This window comes from Sphingomonas sp. CCH15-F11 (assembly GCF_001557005.1).
GTDB lineage: Bacteria > Pseudomonadota > Alphaproteobacteria > Sphingomonadales > Sphingomonadaceae > Sphingomonas.
The window spans coordinates 21916-41155 of record NZ_LSKG01000096.1; the positions used below are offsets into that span (position 1 = coordinate 21916).

The 19240-nt window shown below is 65.5% G+C and carries 16 protein-coding genes; 2 read left to right on the forward strand and 14 right to left on the reverse strand.

Annotated features, from left to right (window positions below; translation table 11 throughout):
• Positions 1-150: 150 nt before the first annotated feature.
• From AX709_RS08625 to AX709_RS08660, 8 genes are all read right to left on the reverse strand, one after another.
• A complete protein-coding gene (locus AX709_RS08625; RefSeq protein ID WP_066548819.1) occupies positions 151-399 on the reverse strand; it encodes a hypothetical protein in 249 nt (82 codons plus the stop codon).
• The gene (locus AX709_RS08630) at positions 393-635 is read right to left on the reverse strand and encodes a hypothetical protein (protein WP_066548823.1); all 243 of its coding nucleotides are present in this window, start codon (positions 633-635) and stop codon (positions 393-395) included. Before AX709_RS08630 ends, AX709_RS08625 begins: the two co-directional genes overlap by 7 nt.
• Before the next feature lie 33 nt (positions 636-668).
• Positions 669-1631 (reverse strand): acyl-CoA thioester hydrolase/BAAT C-terminal domain-containing protein, encoded by a 963-nt coding sequence (locus tag AX709_RS08635; protein WP_156454220.1) that lies wholly within the window; start codon positions 1629-1631, stop codon positions 669-671.
• Positions 1632-1774: 143 nt separating this feature from the next.
• A complete protein-coding gene (locus AX709_RS08640) occupies positions 1775-2368 on the reverse strand; it encodes a response regulator transcription factor (protein WP_231727467.1) in 594 nt (197 codons plus the stop codon).
• An 8-nt stretch (positions 2369-2376) separates the two neighbouring features.
• Positions 2377-3480: a sensor histidine kinase gene (locus tag AX709_RS08645; protein ID WP_156454221.1), complete on the reverse strand. Its 1104-nt coding sequence runs from the start codon at positions 3478-3480 to the stop codon at positions 2377-2379.
• Between the two features lies 1 nt (position 3481).
• Positions 3482-4240 (reverse strand): ABC transporter permease, encoded by a 759-nt coding sequence (locus AX709_RS08650; RefSeq protein ID WP_197432025.1) that lies wholly within the window; start codon positions 4238-4240, stop codon positions 3482-3484.
• Positions 4237-5160 (reverse strand): ABC transporter ATP-binding protein, encoded by a 924-nt coding sequence (locus tag AX709_RS08655; protein ID WP_066548833.1) that lies wholly within the window; start codon positions 5158-5160, stop codon positions 4237-4239. Before AX709_RS08655 ends, AX709_RS08650 begins: the two co-directional genes overlap by 4 nt.
• A gap of 408 nt (positions 5161-5568) precedes the next feature.
• On the reverse strand, positions 5569-7911 hold the full coding sequence (locus AX709_RS08660) for a glycoside hydrolase family 3 protein (protein ID WP_231727468.1): 2343 nt from the start codon (positions 7909-7911) through the stop codon (positions 5569-5571).
• Between the two features lie 291 nt (positions 7912-8202).
• Between AX709_RS08660 and AX709_RS08665 the strand changes: the two genes are divergently transcribed.
• Complete coding sequence (locus AX709_RS08665; protein ID WP_066548838.1) at positions 8203-11208, forward strand: TonB-dependent receptor; 3006 nt, start codon at positions 8203-8205, stop codon at positions 11206-11208.
• Between the two features lie 74 nt (positions 11209-11282).
• Positions 11283-12848, forward strand: coding sequence for a tryptophan halogenase family protein (locus AX709_RS08670; RefSeq protein WP_082731694.1), 1566 nt, complete (start codon positions 11283-11285; stop codon positions 12846-12848).
• On the opposite strand, the gene AX709_RS08675 is transcribed toward AX709_RS08670, so the two are convergent.
• From AX709_RS08675 to AX709_RS08700, 6 genes are all read right to left on the reverse strand, one after another.
• Positions 12845-13894: a LacI family DNA-binding transcriptional regulator gene (locus tag AX709_RS08675; RefSeq protein ID WP_082731106.1), complete on the reverse strand. Its 1050-nt coding sequence runs from the start codon at positions 13892-13894 to the stop codon at positions 12845-12847. The genes AX709_RS08670 and AX709_RS08675 overlap by 4 nt on opposite strands.
• 352 nt (positions 13895-14246) lie before the next feature.
• The gene (locus tag AX709_RS08680; RefSeq protein ID WP_082731695.1) at positions 14247-15650 is read right to left on the reverse strand and encodes a DUF4932 domain-containing protein; all 1404 of its coding nucleotides are present in this window, start codon (positions 15648-15650) and stop codon (positions 14247-14249) included.
• Between the two features lie 104 nt (positions 15651-15754).
• Positions 15755-16174 (reverse strand): Ohr family peroxiredoxin, encoded by a 420-nt coding sequence (locus AX709_RS08685; RefSeq protein WP_066548844.1) that lies wholly within the window; start codon positions 16172-16174, stop codon positions 15755-15757.
• An 88-nt stretch (positions 16175-16262) separates the two neighbouring features.
• Positions 16263-17315 carry an aldo/keto reductase gene (locus AX709_RS08690; protein ID WP_066548871.1) on the reverse strand — a complete coding sequence of 351 codons (1053 nt, stop codon included), beginning with the start codon at positions 17313-17315 and terminating at the stop codon, positions 16263-16265.
• Positions 17316-17348: 33 nt separating this feature from the next.
• A complete protein-coding gene (locus AX709_RS08695; protein WP_066548846.1) occupies positions 17349-18053 on the reverse strand; it encodes an SDR family oxidoreductase in 705 nt (234 codons plus the stop codon).
• A 92-nt stretch (positions 18054-18145) separates the two neighbouring features.
• Positions 18146-18724 (reverse strand): TetR/AcrR family transcriptional regulator, encoded by a 579-nt coding sequence (locus AX709_RS08700; RefSeq protein WP_066548849.1) that lies wholly within the window; start codon positions 18722-18724, stop codon positions 18146-18148.
• Between the last annotated feature and the right edge of the window lie 516 nt (positions 18725-19240).

A 19240-nucleotide genomic window follows, 5' to 3' on the forward strand; every position in this document is an offset into this window, starting at 1 on the left:
GTGTGGCCTGAGAACACTCCGCGTTTTCAGCATTCTACGCGGCAGAAAAGACGTTTTCCTGTTAATCGCCCGAACAGGGCATTTATACCCCCGTAACAGGGTCCTGCATCGCCAATGTCAGGACGCTTGCTTGCCGGAACAGGGGCTGTTCTACTTGCGGAACCGCAGCATCTCGCGCTGCCGCGACCAGTTTAGCGGCAGCTCGACATGCTTGAGTGCTTTCAGGTTGAGATGGTGCGGCTGGCGTCCATCGAGGATCGCCCGCTGGATGTCAGGTGCGAGGAATGCGAGCCGCCGGATGTTGCGGTCGTAGGGCGAGGTCGGTGCGGTATCCAGGGTCGGCAATCCGCGCTCTGCGCCGAGTATGGCATGCGCCTTGCGCAGTGCAGCGATCAGCACCCGATCAGGCTGTGGCGGATGTCGTTGCGCTGGAACGACGAGATGACGACCTCCGCTGGCGGGGAGATAATCAGCAAGAGGACGGCGACGCTGTCGGCGGTTCGATCAAGGATGATCTCGTGGTCCGCAAGCCGCGTTATCAAGTTGGCGCCGTGTGACGTATCGAGGGTTGGCTGCGGACCGCGCGCGCTGCGGTGGGCCGATCGAACGACCGCGAACGGATCGTCGGCCTTCACGTACCAGCGCCGGATCAGCCTTGCCGAAGTTGTTCAGGTATCCACCATAGCGCGCCTCAGAAAAGCGATGACTTGCGGCCAGCTATTGGCGCGGGCTGCGGCATTGCCTTCCACGCTGCCACCATATTCTCCAAGCCGCGGATAAAAGCGATGATCGCGCGCGATCGGCGGGCCGAACACGAAATGGCCGGCATCCTTGTAGGAAAGCACGGTGACAGGCGGACCGGAGCGGGCCTTGCTGCGCGCGGCGACCTGCCGCGACATCGGGCAGGCGGGCCACATGGTTTCCGCCTCGCCGCACACCAGCAGCACTTCGGCCCGGCCCCGTTCGATCGGGATCGCGGCGCGGTCCGCCTCGGTCTGACGCGCCGGGTCCTCGATCGTGCGATAGACGCTGATGATACCATCGGCCTGATCCCAGTCGCCAAACGGCATGGTCGGAACTTCCTTGCCGCCCGCTGTCCACGAGGAGCGATCGCTCTGCCCGCCGCTGGCCCAGTTGATCCCATTCCAAGCCACGCTGGTCGGCATCCCAGCGACCACGGCGGCCACATCGGAGCGGCGCGCGGCGACCAGGAGCGCGGCCTCCGCTCCTTTGGATGCGCCCATCACCGCGATCCGCGTTGCATCGACCCCGGGCTGGGTCTTGAGCCAATCGAGCCCCTTGTCGAACAATTCGAGCCGGATACCCTCAAGCGCATCGGTCTGGCCCGGCGCGCCGAAGTACGCGATCTGGAAGACCGCAAAGCCCTCTTGCTGCAGGGCCAGCGCCATCTGGCGCGCACCGCTGCCCAGACCCCCTTCCGATCCGCCGAGCAGCAGAACCGCCGGGTGCGGGCCGGGGCCGGCATCCGGGCCCTGCGCGGGAAAGTAGTTGCCGAAAAGCTCGCCCTGCGCGACTCGCTTGCCGGTCGCGCCGGGGGCAAGCACCTCGATCTCCGGCAGGCCGTAGCGATTCGGCGCCAGCCCCTTGAACAGCGCCGCCCCGCCCAGCAAGGTGGTAATCCCCGCCGTCACCATCGCTGCGTTCTTCCATCTCATCGGCAAACTCCCTTATTGCTTGAGGGAGTGCCGCATCTGCGGCGGCGGCGGCAGTGCGGGGTGTCAGCGCGCGGAGGTGACAAGCGTCATGGCGCGCGTCAAAGCCAGCCTTTTTCGCGCGCGACGCGGCCGGCTTCGATGCGGCTGGCGGCAAAAAGCTTTGCCGAGGCTTCGGATAGATAATTTCGCACCGTGCCGGGGGACAGATCAAGCTGGCGGGCGATTTCCTTGTTCGAGTGGCCTTCATCGGCCAACCGCAGCACATCGCGCTCGCGGTCTGTCAGGGGGTTGGCGGGCGCATCCCAGGCGAGTTCGGCTAGTTCCGGCGCGATCGCTCGCCCTCCTGCGGCTACCTTGCGGATTGCGGCGGCCAGCGCATCGGCGGGTGTGTCCTTGAGCAAATAGCCGCGCACGCCTGCATCCATCGCGCGCCGCAAATATCCTGCACGGCCAAAGGTGGTGACGATCAGCACGCGAGACGTCAGTCCCTCGCGCGCGATGGCTTCGGCGACGTCGAGGCCGGTCATCTGCGGCATCTCGATATCGGAGAGGAGGATATCGGGCTTATGCTCTCGCACTGCTTCGAGCGCGGCGGCACCATCGCCGACGCGGGCGATGATGTCGATATCGCCTTCCAGCGAGAGCAGCGTCGCCAGCGCGCCCAGCACCAGCGCCTGATCCTCGGCGATCACGAGGCGGATCATGCGAGCGCCCCTTGCGGCAGGCGCGCAGTGAGGCGGGTGCCGCACGGGTCGCCCTCGACCGCCAGTTCGCCGCCTGCTGCGGTGAGACGCGCGGTCAGGCCCGCCAGCCCGCCGCCGGGGCGCACCGCCTGCCCATCGCCATCATCGCTGACCTTCAGCTCCAGCCCGCCCGCCCGCTGGATCAGCGCGATCCGGCAGGTGCGCGCGCCCGAATGGCGGATCACGTTGGTCACCGCCTCGCGGAGCGCCATGGCGAGCACCGCGCTGGTGCCGGGATCGATGGCCTCGGCCTCGCCCTCGACCTCGCAGGCGATCCCGGCGGCGGCGAGGGCCACCTTGGACCCGGCGATCTCACGCATAAGGCTCGCGCCCGTCATCCCGCTGACAGCAGCGCGCACTTCGGCCAGCCCCTCGCGCGCGGCGGCGGCGATGTCGCGCATTTCGGCAGCCGCCTTGTCAGGCGCGCCGTCAGCCAGCCGGGCGGCGAGATCGGCCTTGAGCGCAATGAGGGTCAGCGTGCGGCCCAGCAGATCATGCAGATCGCGCCCGATCCGCTCACGCTCGGCCGCGGCGGCGAACTGGCGCACCTCGCCCTGTGCGGCGGCAAGCGCGCGGTTCTTGTCCTGCAAGGCGCCGCGCGAGATGTTGCCGATGCCGACCATGATCATCAGGAACACCCCCAGCACCCAGTAAGACGCCGGCTGCCCCGTCGCCAACGCCAGCCCCGCGCTGGCCGCCGCAAAGGCGCCAACCCCGAGGCCCGCCCGCCAGGCCGGGCGCAGTTCAGCGATCATCGCAGCCGCATAGACCGCGATCACCGTCCAGTTGCTGCCCGTGAAGGCCAGCGCGAAGGACAGCAGCAAGGCGGCCAAGGCAAAGCCGATCAGCTGCCAGCCCCCCGCCTTCAGCGACAGGAAATAGACCCCCAGAAACATCGCCAAGCCAATCCCGGCTGCGATCATCTGCACCGTGCTCGGCAGCTTGATGGCCCATGGGATGAAGAACAGCGGCAGGTAGGCAAGCCAGATGGCCGGATGGTCGATGGCTTCCCACCTGAGCACCCGGCCCCCAGCTTTTGCGTTTTGCTCGGCCTTGGCCATCTTACCTCGCCTGCGCCTTCTCGCCCGTCCAGGCGAACAGCGCAGCGGCCAGCGTGATCAGCACCAGCGGGCCGGCGTGGAGCCACAGGTTGGACGCTTCGCGCTGACCTGCCGCCATCAGCGCCATTTCGCCAAGGTGATAGGACGGCAGGGCCCAGGCGATGGCCTGCATCGCATCGGGCAGCACGGCAATCGGCATCCACAGGCCCCCCAGCACGGCCAGCGCCAGAAACACGATATTGGCCACCGCAATCGCGCCTTTCTGGCCAAGGCGGTAGCCGATGCCAAGCCCGATCAGCGCGAAGGGGATGATGGCGAGGGTGTGGACGCAAACGAGCATCGCCCACTGCGATGCGGTAAGGGCAACGCCCCCCGCCAGTCCCAGCCCATAAAGCAGCACGAAGGCGACCAAGCTGAAGGCGGCGGTCGCAGCCAGCTTGGCGGCGATCTGTGCGCCTGCGGGCATGGGCGAGAGGCGCTTCAGCTCAAGCTGCCCGCTTTCCCGTTCGGCAGCAATGTTCGCACCGAAGCCGAACAGCGCCGGGCCCATCACCGCAAACACCCCGAAGGTGGCCAGCGCGCGGGTCGCGCCTTCCGCGCTGCCCTGCCCCATCGCGAGCGCGAACAGGGCGTAGAAGGCGGGCGGCAGGGCGATGGTGGGGATGATGAATTGCGGCATCCGCGCCGACTTGACGATCTCGGCCCAACTTTCGCGGGCATAGACGGCGGGTGCGGGGGCGATCAGCGCGGGGGTCATCATGCGGCCTCCTTCAGAGCGGTTGTGCGGTTGGACTGGACAAGATTGGCGAGGGCATCTTCAAGGCTTGCCCCGGTGACTTCGAAATGGGCGAGGGCCGGGTCGATCGCGAAGGCGGCCTCCAGCGTCAGGCGCGGCGCGGTGGTCAGCAGCGAAAGGTCTGCGCCGACTGTCTCGGCTTTGACCACTCCGGGCAGCGCGCGGAAGCGGTCTGCCGCCAGCCGCGTGCGCAGCCGGATCGCGGTTGCCGCCACCCTCGCCTTGATCGCGGCCGGAGCGCCATCGGCGATGATGCGGCCATCGGCGATCACCACGATACGGTCAGCGAGCGCGTCGGCCTCGTCCATATGGTGCGTGGCGAGCAGGACGGCGGTGCCCACATCAGCCTTGGCGCGGACAACGTCCCACATCGCCCGGCGGGATTCGGGGTCGAAGCCGGTGGTCGGTTCGTCCAGCACCAGCAGATCCGGCGACCCGGCAATCGCCATGGCGAACTGTACTTTGCGCGCCTCGCCGCCCGACAGCCGATCGCAGCGGCGGCCCGACAGTGCGGTGAGGCCCGCCTGTTCGAGCACCGCGGCGGTCGGCAGGCGGCGGGCGAAATAGCCCGCGTGCAGATTGACCGCTTCGGCCACGGTCAGGGTGTCGGGCAGGCCACCCGCCTGCAGCATGATCCCAATGCGCGCCCGGGCCAACGGGTCAGAGGGATCGCGGCCGAAGAGGTTGACCGTGCCTGCATCGGCTCGCAAGCGACCGGTCAGCAGCCCCGCAACGGTGGATTTGCCCGCACCATTGGGTCCAAGCAGCGCAGTGACCGATCCGGCCTCAAGCGCGAAGTCGAAACCATCAAGCACCCTGTGCGCGCCATATGCCTTGGTCGCGGCTTCAAGCGAAGCGATGGTCGATGAGGGGTTGGGCAGCATGATCGTTCTCCTGACTGTGGAGCCCGATCTAGCCCGCCACCACATGGCGCAGCAGTGCCCGACGTCAGCGCAACGACATGACGTATGTCACCCCCGGCGCTGCAACTTTCCTGTTCATCGAGGCGACCTCTTCGAGGTCGGAAGCGGTCGGTCGATGCGGTCTGCCCGCTCCTAAAGCTGCTAGTCCGGTTCCGGCCCAATTTCGGCCGGTTCAGGGGCCCCGACGCTATGATGGCAGCTACTGGGCCGTCAGCCGATAGACCGCTTTTGGCAGTCAGCCCCGGAAGGCAGACAATCGCTATGGGGCGCGTGGACGACAGATTTGCGGCCGATTACTGACGGCGCGTGTTGGACTGGTGCCTATTGTTTCGACGCCGTTCGCATGTCGACCGGTTTCGTTCGATGCAGCTACTTTGGCCTGTCGCCGCATGTGGAGATCACGTCCGCATCCGTCCCGAGCGCCACACGCGACAGGCTGAACGTCAGCGCGCCAGCGGTTGCTATCCGAAACGGGGCGTCGATCCGGCTCATGTCCGCGCCGGCCCGGGCGAAGCATTTGAGGGGGATGCCGATCCGCTGCCAGCCCTTGGGCGAGGGCTGCGACAGTTCTGGCAACGGCACCGCTGCGCCGCACCCGGTTCCGCAGCCGACCAGCGCCCGCACGGGTGCTGAGGACGGCTGCTCAACGCGAATCGTCAGGACCAGCATCACGTCGCCATTCGTTTCACGCGACAGATCGACAGGCATCTGGGTGGTCAGCTCGACGATTTGCGCGGCACCGCCCGCCATCGCGACGCGACGGGCATCCTCCTGGCGTAGATGATCGACTGCAGTCACCTGCACGCGACTACCCGGCGCGACGGTCGGCACCTGGGTGACGCGGGTGCTGTTGCCCGTCGCGTCGCTGATCTGGAACGACCAGGACGGCGACGGTCGGCCAGCGTCGAAGAAGACGCCGACGGCGCCGGTCTCGGCCACGCCGGAGGCCTCGGGCAGCGGCCGCCACGTCGCTGCCGGCGCTGGGCCGAAGCCGCGCCGAAACAGGACGGGTCCGTCGGCCTGTGCGGTAAGCGGCCAGTCCGCCGGAAGCCGACCGGTAAAGGGTGTGCGCCCGAACAGGCCATCGGCGACGCCCGCGCCTTCGGAACCGGGGAGCCACGCGACGACCAGCGCGTCCGCCAGGTTGAGTTCGGGATTGATGAACAGCGGTCGTCCGGTGAGCATCACCGCGACGATTGGAACGCCCGCTGACTTCAGCCGGCGCATCACCTCGACATGGCCGCGCAGCTCGGGCCGAAGCTGCAGTGCCTTCAGGTCGCCCTGGAACTCGGCATAAGGCGTCTCGCCGAACACGACGACCGCCACATCGGGCTTGGGGCCCTGCCAGCGGCCATTCGGGGCAAGCGTCGCTGTGCCGCCACCCAGCCGGGCGGCATCCGCGATCGCCGACCAGATCGATGTCGCGCCGGGAAAGTGGGCGTTGGTCAGCCCGGTGCCCTGCCACGACAGCGTCCAGCCGCCGGACTGGCGAGCGATATCGTCCGCAGCCTCGCCAACCACCAGGATGCGGCCACCGGGACGAAGCGGCAGCACGTCGTCCCGGCGTTTGAGCAGGACAAGCGATTTGGCGACGGCCTCGCGCGCCAGGGCGCGGTGATCGGGAGCGCCCAGCAGCTCGAAGCGCCCGGAGAACGCCCGTTCGGATGGCTTGGGCGCGTCAAGCAGCCCGATCCAGGCCTTGACCCGCAGGACGCGGCGCACCGCTTCGTCCAGCTGCGCGATCGGCACGGTGCCGTCTTTCGCCTGGGCAAGCAGCGAGTCGTACAGCGCGCGCCAGGTATCGGGCGCCATGTACATGTCGACCCCGGCGTTGATCGCGCGTGGGCAGCTTGCATTGGTGCAGCCGGCGATCTGACCGTGCGCATTCCAGTCGGTCACGACGAAGCCGTCGAAATTCATGCGCTTCTTCAGCACGTCGGTCACAAGCCCCTTGTGGCCGGCGATCTTGGTACCCTGCCAGCTGGAGAAGCTCGTCATGATCGTGCCGACGCCGGCGGAGATCGCCTGCTGATACGGCGCACCGTGGACGCGGCGCAGATCGTCTTCGGAAATCGCCGCGTCGCCCTGGTCGCGGCCCTCGGTGGTGCCGCCATCGGCGATGAAATGCTTGGTGCTGGCCAGGACGTGCGGCCCGTCGAGCAGCGGGGTGTCGCCCGGTTCGCCCTGAAGCCCCCGGACCATCCGGTCGGCATAGAGGCTGACCAGCGCGGGGTCGGACGAATAGCCCTCATAGGCGCGGCCCCAGCGGTAATCCTGTGGCACGGTCAGTGTTGGTGCGAAGGTCCATTCCTGTCCGGTGGTGCGGATCTCGATCGCGGTGGCGCGACCGATCCGCTCGATCAGATCGGGATCATTCGCGGCGCCAAGCCCGATATTGTGCGGGAACAGCGTGGCACCAACGATGTTGCTGTGTCCGTGAACCGCATCGGTACCCCACAGCACGGGAACGCCCGTCCGCCCGCCCGTCCGATCGACCGATGCCGTCCACATCTCGTCGGCGAGTTCGAGCCACTTCGCCGGCGGTGCCAGATCGTCGCCGCCGGGCCCGCTGTTGCCCCCGTTCAGGATCGAGCCGAGATGATAGCGCCGCACCTCTTCGGGCGTGACGCTGGCGATGTCGGCCTGAATGACCTGCCCGACCTTCTCCTCCAGCGTCATGCGATCGATCAGGTCGGCGATCCGTTGCTCCACGGCAGGGTCGCGCGGACGGGGCCAAGTCGGCGCCGGCCATTTTTCGGGCTGCACGGCTGGCTCCTGCTGCGCGGCGACCGGTACGGCCGGCAAACTCGCCAGAACAGCCAGCCCCATCGCGCAAAATGACAGTGCCGATCGGCGCATTCCATTCTCCCAGCTTTTTCTGCTCTAAGCTTGCGGGCTGTAATGACAGCGTTGACAATGCGATGTCAACGTAGGACAAAAGGCGCGTTGATTTGGCGTGGACCCCGGCAGCGCACGACCGGGGCTGGCTTGGGAGGAGGATATATGAGGGGCTTTTCATTCAAAGCGCGGCTGAACATCGTATCGGCTACATGGATCCTCGCGGTCGCGTGCAGCGTGCCCGCACATGCGCAGGATACGAATGCGGCGGTGCCGCAGGATACGGCACCAGCGCAGGAAGAGCCCGCGTCGCAGGACGATGCCGCGACGCAGGACATCATCGTCACCGGATTCCGCGAGTCGCTTGCAAGTGCGCTGAACGCCAAGCGCAACTCCAACCTGATCATCGAATCGGTCACGGCGGAGGACATCGGCAAGTTTCCCGACCAGAATATTACCGAGTCGCTCCAGCGGCTGCCCGGCATCCAGATCGACCGGGAAAACGGACAGGGCACCCGGGTACGGATTCGCGGCCTGGACCAGAACGTCACCGTGTTGAACGGCGAATTGTTCGTCACCGGCCTCGAAGCCTTCAAGGTCGGCGAGGGTAACTTTACCCGGAACGACAGCCTCGAAGGCGTGCCGTCCGAGCTGATCGGCGGGGTGGACGTCTATAAATCGCCCAACGCGTCGCTGCTTGAGGGCGGCCTCGGCGGCATCATCGACCTCAAAACTCGCGGCGCGCTCGACCTGAAGCCGGGCCTGACGCTGGGCGGCAACGCGCGCGTCAACAAGGGCAGCGAGATCAGCGGCTGGAAGCCCACCGGCGCATTGGTGGTGGGCTACAACTTTGACGATCGTTTCGGCATCATCGCGTCGCTGAGCTATGACCGGGTCAACCAGCACAATAATGTGCTCGGCGGCGAAAATCGCGGCAACTGGGCGTTCGCCAACCGAGTCGATTCGGCCACCGTGCCGAACTATTACGCCCCCGAATATCGCTATGTCACCGACCGCGACATTCGCCGGGAGCGGTGGGGCGGATCGCTGGGCGTCACCTGGCGGCCGACCGACGAGCTGGAACTCGCCGGCCAGTTCTTTCACTCGGACTACAAGGTCGACACGCGAGAAGCGTCGCTCAAATTCCCGTTCGCGCAGGGCGAGGCGCGCGGCCTCCAGGGCGGGTTCTCGATCGACGACGACGGCGTCCTCCAACAGGGCACGATGCGCGCCCAGTCGGCCGAAGCGATCTCGTTCGTCGATGTCTCGAACACCACGTCGGACAATGCACAGTTCACCGTCAAGTTCGACAACAAGCGCAATTTCCGGCTGAACGTCGCCGCGACTTACTCACAGGGTGACCTGACACGCAACGTCGCGAACAATGACGTGCGCTACACCGCCTATGCCGTGCCGACCGCGAACCCATCCAGCCCGACCGGCTTTTCACACCAGCCCGCAAACCCCGCAGCGCCCGCCACCTTCGATTTCACCTATGACAACCGCGATGGGAAGTTTCCATCGTTCGGGATCGCACCGGGCAGTCCGCAGGACCTGTTCACCAACCCCGCCTATGGGTACTTCAAGTCGCACTGGGCCTTTGGCGATCGGTCGGAGATCGACGGGCAGTCATTCCGTGCCGACATGGCCTGGGACATCGATGACAGCGACACCAATGCCATCACCGTCAGCGCCGGTTTCCGGTATGGGCGGCGCAATATCGATTTCACCTCGGGTCGCTATCTCGCCGACATCAGCGGCATGGGTGAGCCCGACGGTTCGCAGCTCGGGTACAACTGGACGCCCTATACCTACTTCCTCGACGGTGCGATCGGCTTCAAGGCTTGCGAAATCCCGGTTGCGCAGCAGAACCCGCAGCAGCGCGGGTGCGACAACCGGTTCGGCAACTCGCCGCCAGTCATGACGCCGTTCCAGACGTTCACCGACGCACCCGACCGGGTGGAGCTCATCAAGAATTTCGCCGGCGGCGGCGTGGTCCAGGGCGATCAGGTGCTCGTCCAGAACCGCGCCCAGATGACGGACGCGCTCGCCTGGATCCAGGGGCTTTTCCCTGACAAGCCGTTCGCGTTCTTTGAGGATCCGATCCAGAGCTTCTTCGTGCGTGAGGAAACGCGGTCCGGCTATGTAATGGCTGATATCGGCAGCGAGGACGATCCCTACCATGTCAATGTCGGCGTCCGCATCGTCGACACCAAGCTCAGGGTTGATCAGAACCAGGGCGTCGCCGACCCGGTCTATTTCGGGACGGATAGCTGGAACGGCGTGGTCCGCGATTTCGAGACAACCACCTTCGACCGCAGCTACACCGATTTCCTCCCGAGCCTGAACGTCGTGGCGAGTATCGACGACCGGCAGAAGGTGCGCTTCTCGGCGGCCCGGGTCGTCGCGCGCCAGGACCTGTTCAGCCTTGGCCGCGGCTTCGCGACCGACTTCACGCGCGATCCGCAGACCAATCTGTTCACCTTCACCAGCGGCAGCCGCGGCAATCCTGAGCTGGAGCCATATCGGGCCTATCAGTTCGACGCCGCCTATGAGTATTATTTCGGCCGCCAGGGCCTGTTGTCCGTTGCCGGGTTCTGGAAGGAAGTCGATTCCTTCATTGTCACTCAGACGGTCCCCACATTCGTCAGCGATCAGGCTGGCGGCCGACTGGGCCCGGTTGCGCAACCGGTGAACGGCACGGGCGGACAGGTGCGCGGGTTCGAGGTCGCGGCCCAATATGCCTTCCCGTTCGGGATCGGCTTCACCGCCAACTACACCTTCTCAGACACCTCGACCGACGGGTTCAACGACTTTGATGAAGGGTTGCCCCTGCCTGGCGTGTCGCGCCACTCCGCCAACGGCCAGATTTATTACGAGAATTACGGCTTTGCGGCGCGCGCGTCCTATTCCTGGCGATCCGAAGCCTATTTGGGCAATTTCGGCTTCTCCGACGGCGGAACGACGCGGACGCTAGGAATCTATCAGCGCCCTTACGGTCAGCTCGACGGGCAAATCAGCTATCAGGTGACCCCGATGTTCAATGTGTTCATGGAAGGCATCAACCTCACCAAGTCTGATCAGTCCGCGTTTCTCCAGTTCCGGGAATTGCCGCTTCGCTTCGAATCCGGCTCCAGGCGCATCTACGCAGGTGTACGCTTCAACTTCTGACCGTCCGCGCGGACGGCGAGTCGCACGCCAGCGGCTCGCCCGATGCGTGGCGAAGATAGCGGAAGGGCTGGGACATGAGGGACGGGCAGGCGCTGCGATCGGTCGTCATCCTGGGGGGCGGGACCGCTGGCTGGTCCGCCGCCGCATTGCTCGCCAAGCGCCTGGAAGGCAGCGGGACGACGATCACCCTCGTCGAATCGTCGAGCATCCCGACGGTCGGCGTCGGGGAGGCGACCATCCCGCCGATCTTCGAGTTCCTTCGCTTCTGCGGCATCGACGAGGTGGAGTTCATCCGCCGCACCGGCGCGACGATGAAGCTGGGCATCCGCTTCTGCGACTGGGTTGAGCTGGGTCACGCCTATTGGCATCCGTTCGGCACCTTCGGGCTGACGGTCAACGAGCGGCCGTTCCACCATTTGTGGTGGCGCAACGTCGCCGATGGCGGCACGGAGGAACTGGCTGATGTTTGTCCCGCCATCGCACTGGCGGAAGCGGGCAAGTTCGCGTTCCCGCCGCCGGATGGCGCTTTCCCGGGCGGCGGGCTCGCCTATGCGCTGCATTTCGACGCGGGACTGGTGGCGGCCTATCTGCGTGAAGTGGCGGAGCGTGGCGGCGTCGTGCGGCTTGACCGGCGCGTGATGGGCGGCGAGCGCGACGGCGCCCGCCACGGCGGCGAGGGGATCGCGGCGCTAGTGCTGGAGGGCGGCGAGCGGCTGGAAGCCGACCTCTTCATCGACTGCTCGGGCTTTCGCGGCATGTTGATCGAAGAAACGCTGGCGGCGGGCTATCATGACTGGCGTCACTGGCTGCCGTGCGATCGCGCCGTCGCCGCACCCAGCCGCCACCGCGTCGGGCGCCCGCCTTATACCACGGCCACTGCGTGCACGGCCGGGTGGCAGTGGCGCATTCCGCTGCAACACCGCGTCGGCAACGGCTATGTCTATGCAAGCGAGCACCTGTCCGACGAGGATGCTGCAGCGGCCCTGCTTGCCCGGATCGAGGGACCGGCCGAGGCTGATCCGCGTTTCCTGCGGTTCGTCGCAGGTCACCGGCGGCGCGCGTGGGTGGGTAACTGCGTTGCCATCGGGCTGTCCGCCGGGTTTCTTGAGCCGCTCGAGTCCACCAGCATCCACCTGATCCATACCGGCCTGTACCGCCTGCTGGATTACTGGCCCGACCGGACGATGGCACCACCGCTCGCCCGCGCCTATAACCGTGAGGTCGACGTGGAATATGCGCATATCCGCGACTTTCTGCTGCTGCATTACGTGCTCAATCGGCGGTTCGGCGAACCGTTCTGGGACCGGATGCGCACGCTGACCCTGCCGGACAGCCTTGCCGAAAAAACCGATCTGTTCACGGCGAGCGGCCGGATCGTGTCGCGTCGTCGCGAGCTGTTCGCCGACATCAGCTGGTGGTTCGTCGCGGTCGGCATGGGATTGCGGCCGGACGCGCACGATCCTTTTGTCGACATCCCCGACAACGCCGAGATCCGCGCATTGATGCGCCAGCTCGGCGCGGCGATGCGAACCTATGCAAACGCAGCGCCGACACATGACGCGCTGCTCGATCGCCTGCTCAACCCGGCGGAGACGCGCCGGCCCAATTTCGTCCAGCGCCAGGCAATGGGCGCGCGTTAAGCCTGCCCGTTCGCTGGCGGTGGCGGCCCCACGGAATCGCGGACGAGCAGCTCGAAGCGGTGCGCGGTCAAAGTCTGGGACGGTTCACCGCTCAACTGCCGGATGAGCACGTCGACTGCGCTGACCGCCATGTCATAGACCGGCTGGCGGATCGTGGTGAGCCGCGGCCAGGCAACGCGCGATACCTCCGAATCGTCGAAGCCGACAATGGACAGCTGTTCGGGCAGCGCCAGGCCGAGTTCGCGCGCCGCCATCAGCGCGCCGACTGCCATCTCGTCATTCTGCACCAGGATCGCGGTTGGCCGGTCGGCGCGGGCGAGCAAGCGTTGCGCCGCCTCATATCCGGATTCGAAGGTGTAGAAGCCCTGTTCGACCCAGTCGGTCCGAAGCTCGATCCCCGCCCCCGCCATTGCCTGCGTATAGCCCAGCGTGCGTGCCATGCTGGACGGGTGGGCGGGATTGCCCTTGATGATGCCGATCCGCCGATGGCCGTGCCCGATCACATGCTCGGCGATGGTCCGCGCCGCCTCGACATCGTCCAGCACGATGCTCGGCCCCCGCTCCAGCATTGTGGTGGACGCGATGCGGGCATAGGGCAGCTGGACTGCATCCAGCGCGTCCAGGACGGTCGGGTGGTCGGAAGCGGGCGGCGCCAGGATCACGCCGTCGAGTGCAGCTGCGCGCAGCAGGGGAACGACTTCGTCCGCATGCTCGCGCACCGACCGAATCGGCAGAGACACCAGATGATACCGCTCATCCTTCAGCCGATCGAGCGCACCCAGTTGAAGCTCGACCGAATAGCTCGGACTGGGATTTTCATAGACCAGGCCGAGCAGATACGACCGACGGCGCACCAGCGCCTGCGCAAGGGCATTGGGATGGTAGTTCAGGCTTCGCGCCGCTTCGCGCACGCGGTCGCGCAAGTCGGGGCTGACGTTGGGTTCGCCATTGAGGACGCGGGACACGGACTTCGCCGATACCCCCACGGCGCGCGCTACGTCGACGATCGTTGTCCTTCGTTGTCGGTCAGCCATGTTTAAGGTCATTCAACGCTGCGGCTTGATCGTCAACGGAGAACCGCAACTCTGCTGGCGGCTCTGTCAGACGAATGAGGCAGGGCCTGGGGCGCGGTGATAGCCCGGAAGGATGAGCCGCAAATCTCGAGCCCTGCCGCCTAGCCCGCAATCACCACCGACGGCCTGCGCTCCTACGGGGCAGCGATGGACGAGCTCGGTAATCGATAAGCAGCACATTGGCCGTCACGCGAATAATCGCGTGGAGGAGCGCCGCTCAGCCGCCCTGGCTGAGTGGCAGATCATCGCAAGCTAAGCCGCCGCGCCCAAAGCCACAGCTCCTTCCGGTGGAAACGAGTGCGCATTAGACTGTCAGCACCTTCGCCTATTGTGCGGCAACCCAATCTAGCATCGCCGGATAGAGGTCTTCGATTGTCTGGCCGGGCTTGCGCGCCGCGTACAGTCGCAGAAGCTCGGCATCGAATGCCGCGAAGCGGAGGAAACCGCGACCATTCTGCATGTTGTCGACGACAGCGGCGTGCGAGATGGCGAAATCCTGGTCTGTCATCAGATCGCGGTAGTAGAGACTGACCAGCGCCCAGTTCATGTATTCATCGAACAGCGCCTCAGCCCCCGGATAATTGCCCGGAGCCTTGGTATCGTCAGCCCAGGCGGGCCGATCGGTGAGAGCCTTGGCGATCTGCTCCCGATATTTCTCGGCCACCGGATTGATGAAGCCGTGGTTCATTTCGGTGAACAGGATCGCCGAACGCTCGATCGCGGCGCCCTGGGGCGTAAGGCCACGATTGGCACCGTAGGGATAGTTCACATGCGGCTGCAGCTCGCGATAGCCATTCGCCTCCAGCGTGGTGAGCGACTGGTTATAGGCGACCAGCGGCGAGAACACGATCTTCACCCCGTCATAGGGCTTCACCGAGGGAAAGCGCTCGCGCAGCCAGCTGCTGATCCGCGCGACCTGCGCCTCATCATCGAAGAACCGGATCTGCTTTTTGTAGAGATCCTGATGCTCGCGATAGAAGGTGCGGAAGCTGCTGACATTCGCGAAGTCCTGAAGGTCTTCGAGATAGGGCAGCACCGCGTTGTCGAGCGATCCGGCAAAGCCGGTGCGGTCATACACCGGACTGCGCACGATGCGCCCCTCGGCGTCGAAGACGAAGGCATAGCCGTTCATCTTGAAGGAGAAATAGTCCATCCGGTCCTGACGCAGCATGGCGTCCACCCGCTTGATGAGCGGATGATCGACGAAAGGGGCGAAATGAGTCTGGACCGCCGCGTAATAGGGGCTGTCGTGATAGACCATGTCGCGATCTCCCTGCCCAAAGGGCGAGATTGCGATGGCGATGTTCACCAGTTCATAGACTTCTGGCACTTCGACGACGGTCTTTCCGCGATACGCCGCCTGGTAGGCGGCATCGAATACGGCCGGCGGCGTGTTGCGCTGAGCGCGGATGACGGTAGCGATCCGTGCGCCCTTGAACGCAATCTCGAGCGGTCGGGACTGGTTGGGGATGAAATCGGCACAGGCGCGCTGTGTTTCGTTGAGGAAACAAATGGTCGAAGGCTCCGCCTTCTCGACCGGCAGCGCGATATCGCGCGGATAACTGTTCGGATCGAGCTGCCAGTTGCCGAGCAGATTGCCGTCGATCTCGATACCGACCTCGGCGGTTGTTGCCTCGAGACGCATAACCTGGGGTTCCTGCGCCATGGCCAGCGAGGGAAGCATCGCTGCAAGCAGCATGGCGCGGCGCAAGGGGGCAGTGATTGGCATCGGAAACCTCGTCTGTAAGGCGCTGCCAGCCGGCGGTGCGGGACGCCCTGCGCGCGCCGACTGGCAGTAACTAGCGATATTTGAAGATCAATGACAGGATCGCGTCACGCATCCTTGATGGTGAAGCGCGTCTCGACATTGCCCGAGGTGGCGTTGGTGTAAGCGCAGATTCGCTTGGCTTCGGCGATCACCGCGTCGCGATCCGTGCCGGAAAGGCCTGGAACACTGACATCAAAGTCGGCGCGCAGGCCATAGCGGCCATCCTCGCGCGCGAACAGCGTGACGGCGGTGTCGATGCTGACCTCGCCGGCATCGAGCTTCATCTGCCCGGCGGCGAAGCGGATGGCGCTGGCGAAGCAGGCCGAAAAGCCCGCGGCAAAAAGCTGTTCGGGATTGGTGCCCGCGCCATTGCCGCCCAGTTCCTTGGGGAACGCCAGCTTGACGTCGAGATTGCCGTCGGCGGAGCGTGCCGTGCCGTCGCGGCCGTGGGTGATGCTGACTTGGGCGACGTAGAGATCTTTCATGGGGGTTCTCCTTGGGGGCGCTCCCTCGGGGACAGTCGGCACGTGCGGGAGCGGACGCGCACCGAAATGGAAAAAGGGCGAGCGGACCTCAGGCTGGCGGTCGTTTGCCGCCCGGAGCGCGGCCTGCGGCCTGATAGGAGACCATCCAGCCGGGGTATTCGCCCGGCAGCTGCGATGCCTGATCGAGCGCCGCGATATCTTCTGCGGTCAAAGCGCGCGCGAGTTCGACCGCGCCCAGATTGTCACCCAGCTGTGGGAGCTGCTTGGCACCGATGATGACGCTGGTGACGGCAGGGCGCGTGAGCAACCACGCGAGCGCAGCCTGCGCGATGCTGGCTCCGTGCGCCGCCGCGATCGGGCGGGCGGCAGCGATCACCGCGGCAGCGCGGGTGCGATCGACCGGCGGAAAGTCGAAAGCAGTGCGCCGCGCATCCGCCGGGCCTGTTTCGGGCGCGAGCGGATCGAACTTGCCCGACAGCAGCCCGCCCGCGAGCGGACTCCATACCAGGATGCCGAGCCCGGCAGCCTCGGCCTGTGGCAGCACCTCGCGCTCGGCATCGCGGCCGGCCAGCGAATAATAGACCTGATTGGCGGCAAGCGCCGGTGCATGGGTGCGCGCGGCAATGCCGATCAGGCGCTCGGCCTGCCAGCCGGGATGATTGCACAGGCCGATATGGCGCACCTTGCCCGACCGGACCAGCGCCGCCAGCCCGTCGACAATTTCCTCGGGCGGGGTGACCGGATCGACCCCGTGCAGCTGGAACAGATCGATGTGATCGACCTGCAACCGCCTGAGGCTCTGATCCACGCTCCACATCAGGTGGCGGCGGGTGGAGCCCCCGGCATTGGGGCCGGGGCCGACACGCTCATAGGCCTTGGTCGCAAGGATCAGCTCGTCGCGCGGCAGGCCAAGCTGACGGATCGCCTGGCCCAGAATTTCCTCCGAGCGGCCATGGGCATAGACATCGGCGGTATCGATCAGATTGATCCCCGCATCGAACGCATCGCGCAAAATGGGCATGGCGGCCGCGACATTGAGCTCCCCGATGGAGCGCCAGAAATCCCCGCCACCGAAGGTCATCGTCCCAAGCGCAAGCTCGGAGACATAAAGGCCGGTGCGACCAAGCAAACGGTAACGCATGTTCGTCATCCTCAGCGTTGATGCGGTTCAGCATCAGATCAGCCGGTGGCCGCCATCGACATGGACGATCTCGCCGGTGACCGAGCGGTTGTTCATCAGGAACAGCACCGCATCGGCGACGTCGGCCGCAGCGGCGATATGGCCCACCGGCAGCCTGGCGGCGACATCGGCAAAGGCGGCGTGGCGATCCTCGCCCAACAGGCCTTCCCACATCGGCGTGTCGGTCCAGCCGGGGGCGACCGCATTTACCCGCACAGGGGCTAGATCAAGGGCCAATGCGCGGGCGCTCTGCTCGGCAGCGGCTGTGCCGACATTGGTGATCCACGCGCCCTTGGCCGGACGGTCGGTAGACACGCCGCCCGTCAGGGTGATCGAGCCACCAGCCGGAATCTTGCCCTCGGTCGCCGCGACGAGATGCGCGATGCCAAAGATGCGCGGCTCGATCGCGGCTCGATAGGCGGCGACGTCACCGCTTGCAGGGCCGCCGACAAAGGTGCCGGCCGAATGATAGACGTGATCGACCGTGTCGAAGCGCGCGAACAGGGCGCGGACCGAGGCGGCGTCCGCGGCGTCGACAACGGCGGTTTCGAGTCCGGGTATGGCTGCGGCGGCGGCCGCAAGCGCCGCTTCCCCGCGGGCCGCAATGGTGACGCGCGCACCGCGCGCCAGTGCCTGACGGGCGACTTCCAGCCCGATGCCCTTGCTGCCGCCGATCACGACGACGTTCTGTCCGTGCATGATGATTTCCTTCGCAAGCGAGGCGGCCCATCGCCGCCTCGCCCATCTAGATATTCAGGATCGATCGATCAATATATAAAATGAACGATCGATCATTTTTCGAATGCGAAGGGCTCCAGCGCTGCCTTTGCAACATGCTTGATGGTGGACGCATCCGCCCCGGCGCGCCCCAGGGTCATGATGCTCACGACCGCGCCGACCAGAGCATCAGCGCGCAGATCGAGGTCGGTTTCCGGCGGCAGATCATCCGCCGTCGCGGCGATCATCAGATTACGGACGAAAAAGTCGCGGATCTCGCGCATCCGCCCTTGAGCTAGCGCCTGTGTGGCTGCGGAATGGACCTCGCGTTCGGCCACGGTGTTGATGATCAGGCAGCCCGCGCGGTCGGAATCGTCCGAGGCGAGCTTGGCTTGGAGCGTGATCCAGGCGCGAATCGCCGCCAGACCCTCGGTGTCCGTCGGAAGGGTGGTCCGGAAGAAGCTCGCGTAATGTTCGAACACCTGCTGGAACAGGCCTTCCTTGTCACGAAACGCGGCGTAAATGCTGCCCGGCTTGAGGCCCGTGGCGGCGTAGATGTCGGACATCGAGGTTGCCGCATATCCCTTGCGCCAGAAAACGCGCATCGCCTGATCGAGCGCAGCGGTGAGATCAAATTCGCGGGTTCTTGCCATCTAAAGACTATGTTTATGTTTCGATCAAGAATCAAGGCCTGGCGCTCGGGCAGATCGGCCTCAAGCTGCTCGTGCGGCGCGACCTACGAGAGCTGAATGCGTCTAGACGGTCGAGACAATCGCATTGCCTAGGAGGCTCAACAGCACGCCAGTTCAAGAGCGGCGCGCTTCAAAAACAAGGATGCCCGCCGTACGCAGACAGCTTTTCACGACCCTGGAGTCATCGAAAAATCATCCGAAGCTTTCTGGCGATCCCTCTCGATAATCAAGAATTGTCGGCTCTCGGCACAACCCGCCGTCGTCGAAGTTGCTATTGGACGGCCAGAATGTCCCAAACCCCGTCCCCTTGGTGAAAGGCAATTATATCCGCTTCCAGGCAGTGAGCGGGCGAGCCGCAATGACCGAGATGAGGGCGCATTGCCGCCTCTCAGCCTTGGATCGACACAAACGGCGGCTCTTGACTGTGGACCGGCGTGCAAAAGGGACCCCGTTAGCGGGGTGATCGGCGTCTAAAAG

Coding starts and splice junctions, on each gene's coding strand:
- AX709_RS08645 (WP_156454221.1), bottom strand. CDS start 3,480: ATGGCCAAGGCCGAGCAAAACGCAAAAGCTGGGGGCCGGGTGCTCAGG.
- AX709_RS08650 (WP_197432025.1), bottom strand. CDS start 4,240: ATGATGACCCCCGCGCTGATCGCCCCCGCACCCGCCGTCTATGCCCGC.
- AX709_RS08655 (WP_066548833.1), bottom strand. CDS start 5,160: ATGCTGCCCAACCCCTCATCGACCATCGCTTCGCTTGAAGCCGCGACC.
- AX709_RS08665 (WP_066548838.1), top strand. CDS start 8,203: ATGAGGGGCTTTTCATTCAAAGCGCGGCTGAACATCGTATCGGCTACA.
- AX709_RS08670 (WP_082731694.1), top strand. CDS start 11,283: ATGAGGGACGGGCAGGCGCTGCGATCGGTCGTCATCCTGGGGGGCGGG.
- AX709_RS08675 (WP_082731106.1), bottom strand. CDS start 13,894: ATGACCTTAAACATGGCTGACCGACAACGAAGGACAACGATCGTCGAC.
- AX709_RS08680 (WP_082731695.1), bottom strand. CDS start 15,650: ATGCCAATCACTGCCCCCTTGCGCCGCGCCATGCTGCTTGCAGCGATG.
- AX709_RS08685 (WP_066548844.1), bottom strand. CDS start 16,174: ATGAAAGATCTCTACGTCGCCCAAGTCAGCATCACCCACGGCCGCGAC.
- AX709_RS08690 (WP_066548871.1), bottom strand. CDS start 17,315: ATGCGTTACCGTTTGCTTGGTCGCACCGGCCTTTATGTCTCCGAGCTT.
- AX709_RS08695 (WP_066548846.1), bottom strand. CDS start 18,053: ATGCACGGACAGAACGTCGTCGTGATCGGCGGCAGCAAGGGCATCGGG.
- AX709_RS08700 (WP_066548849.1), bottom strand. CDS start 18,724: ATGGCAAGAACCCGCGAATTTGATCTCACCGCTGCGCTCGATCAGGCG.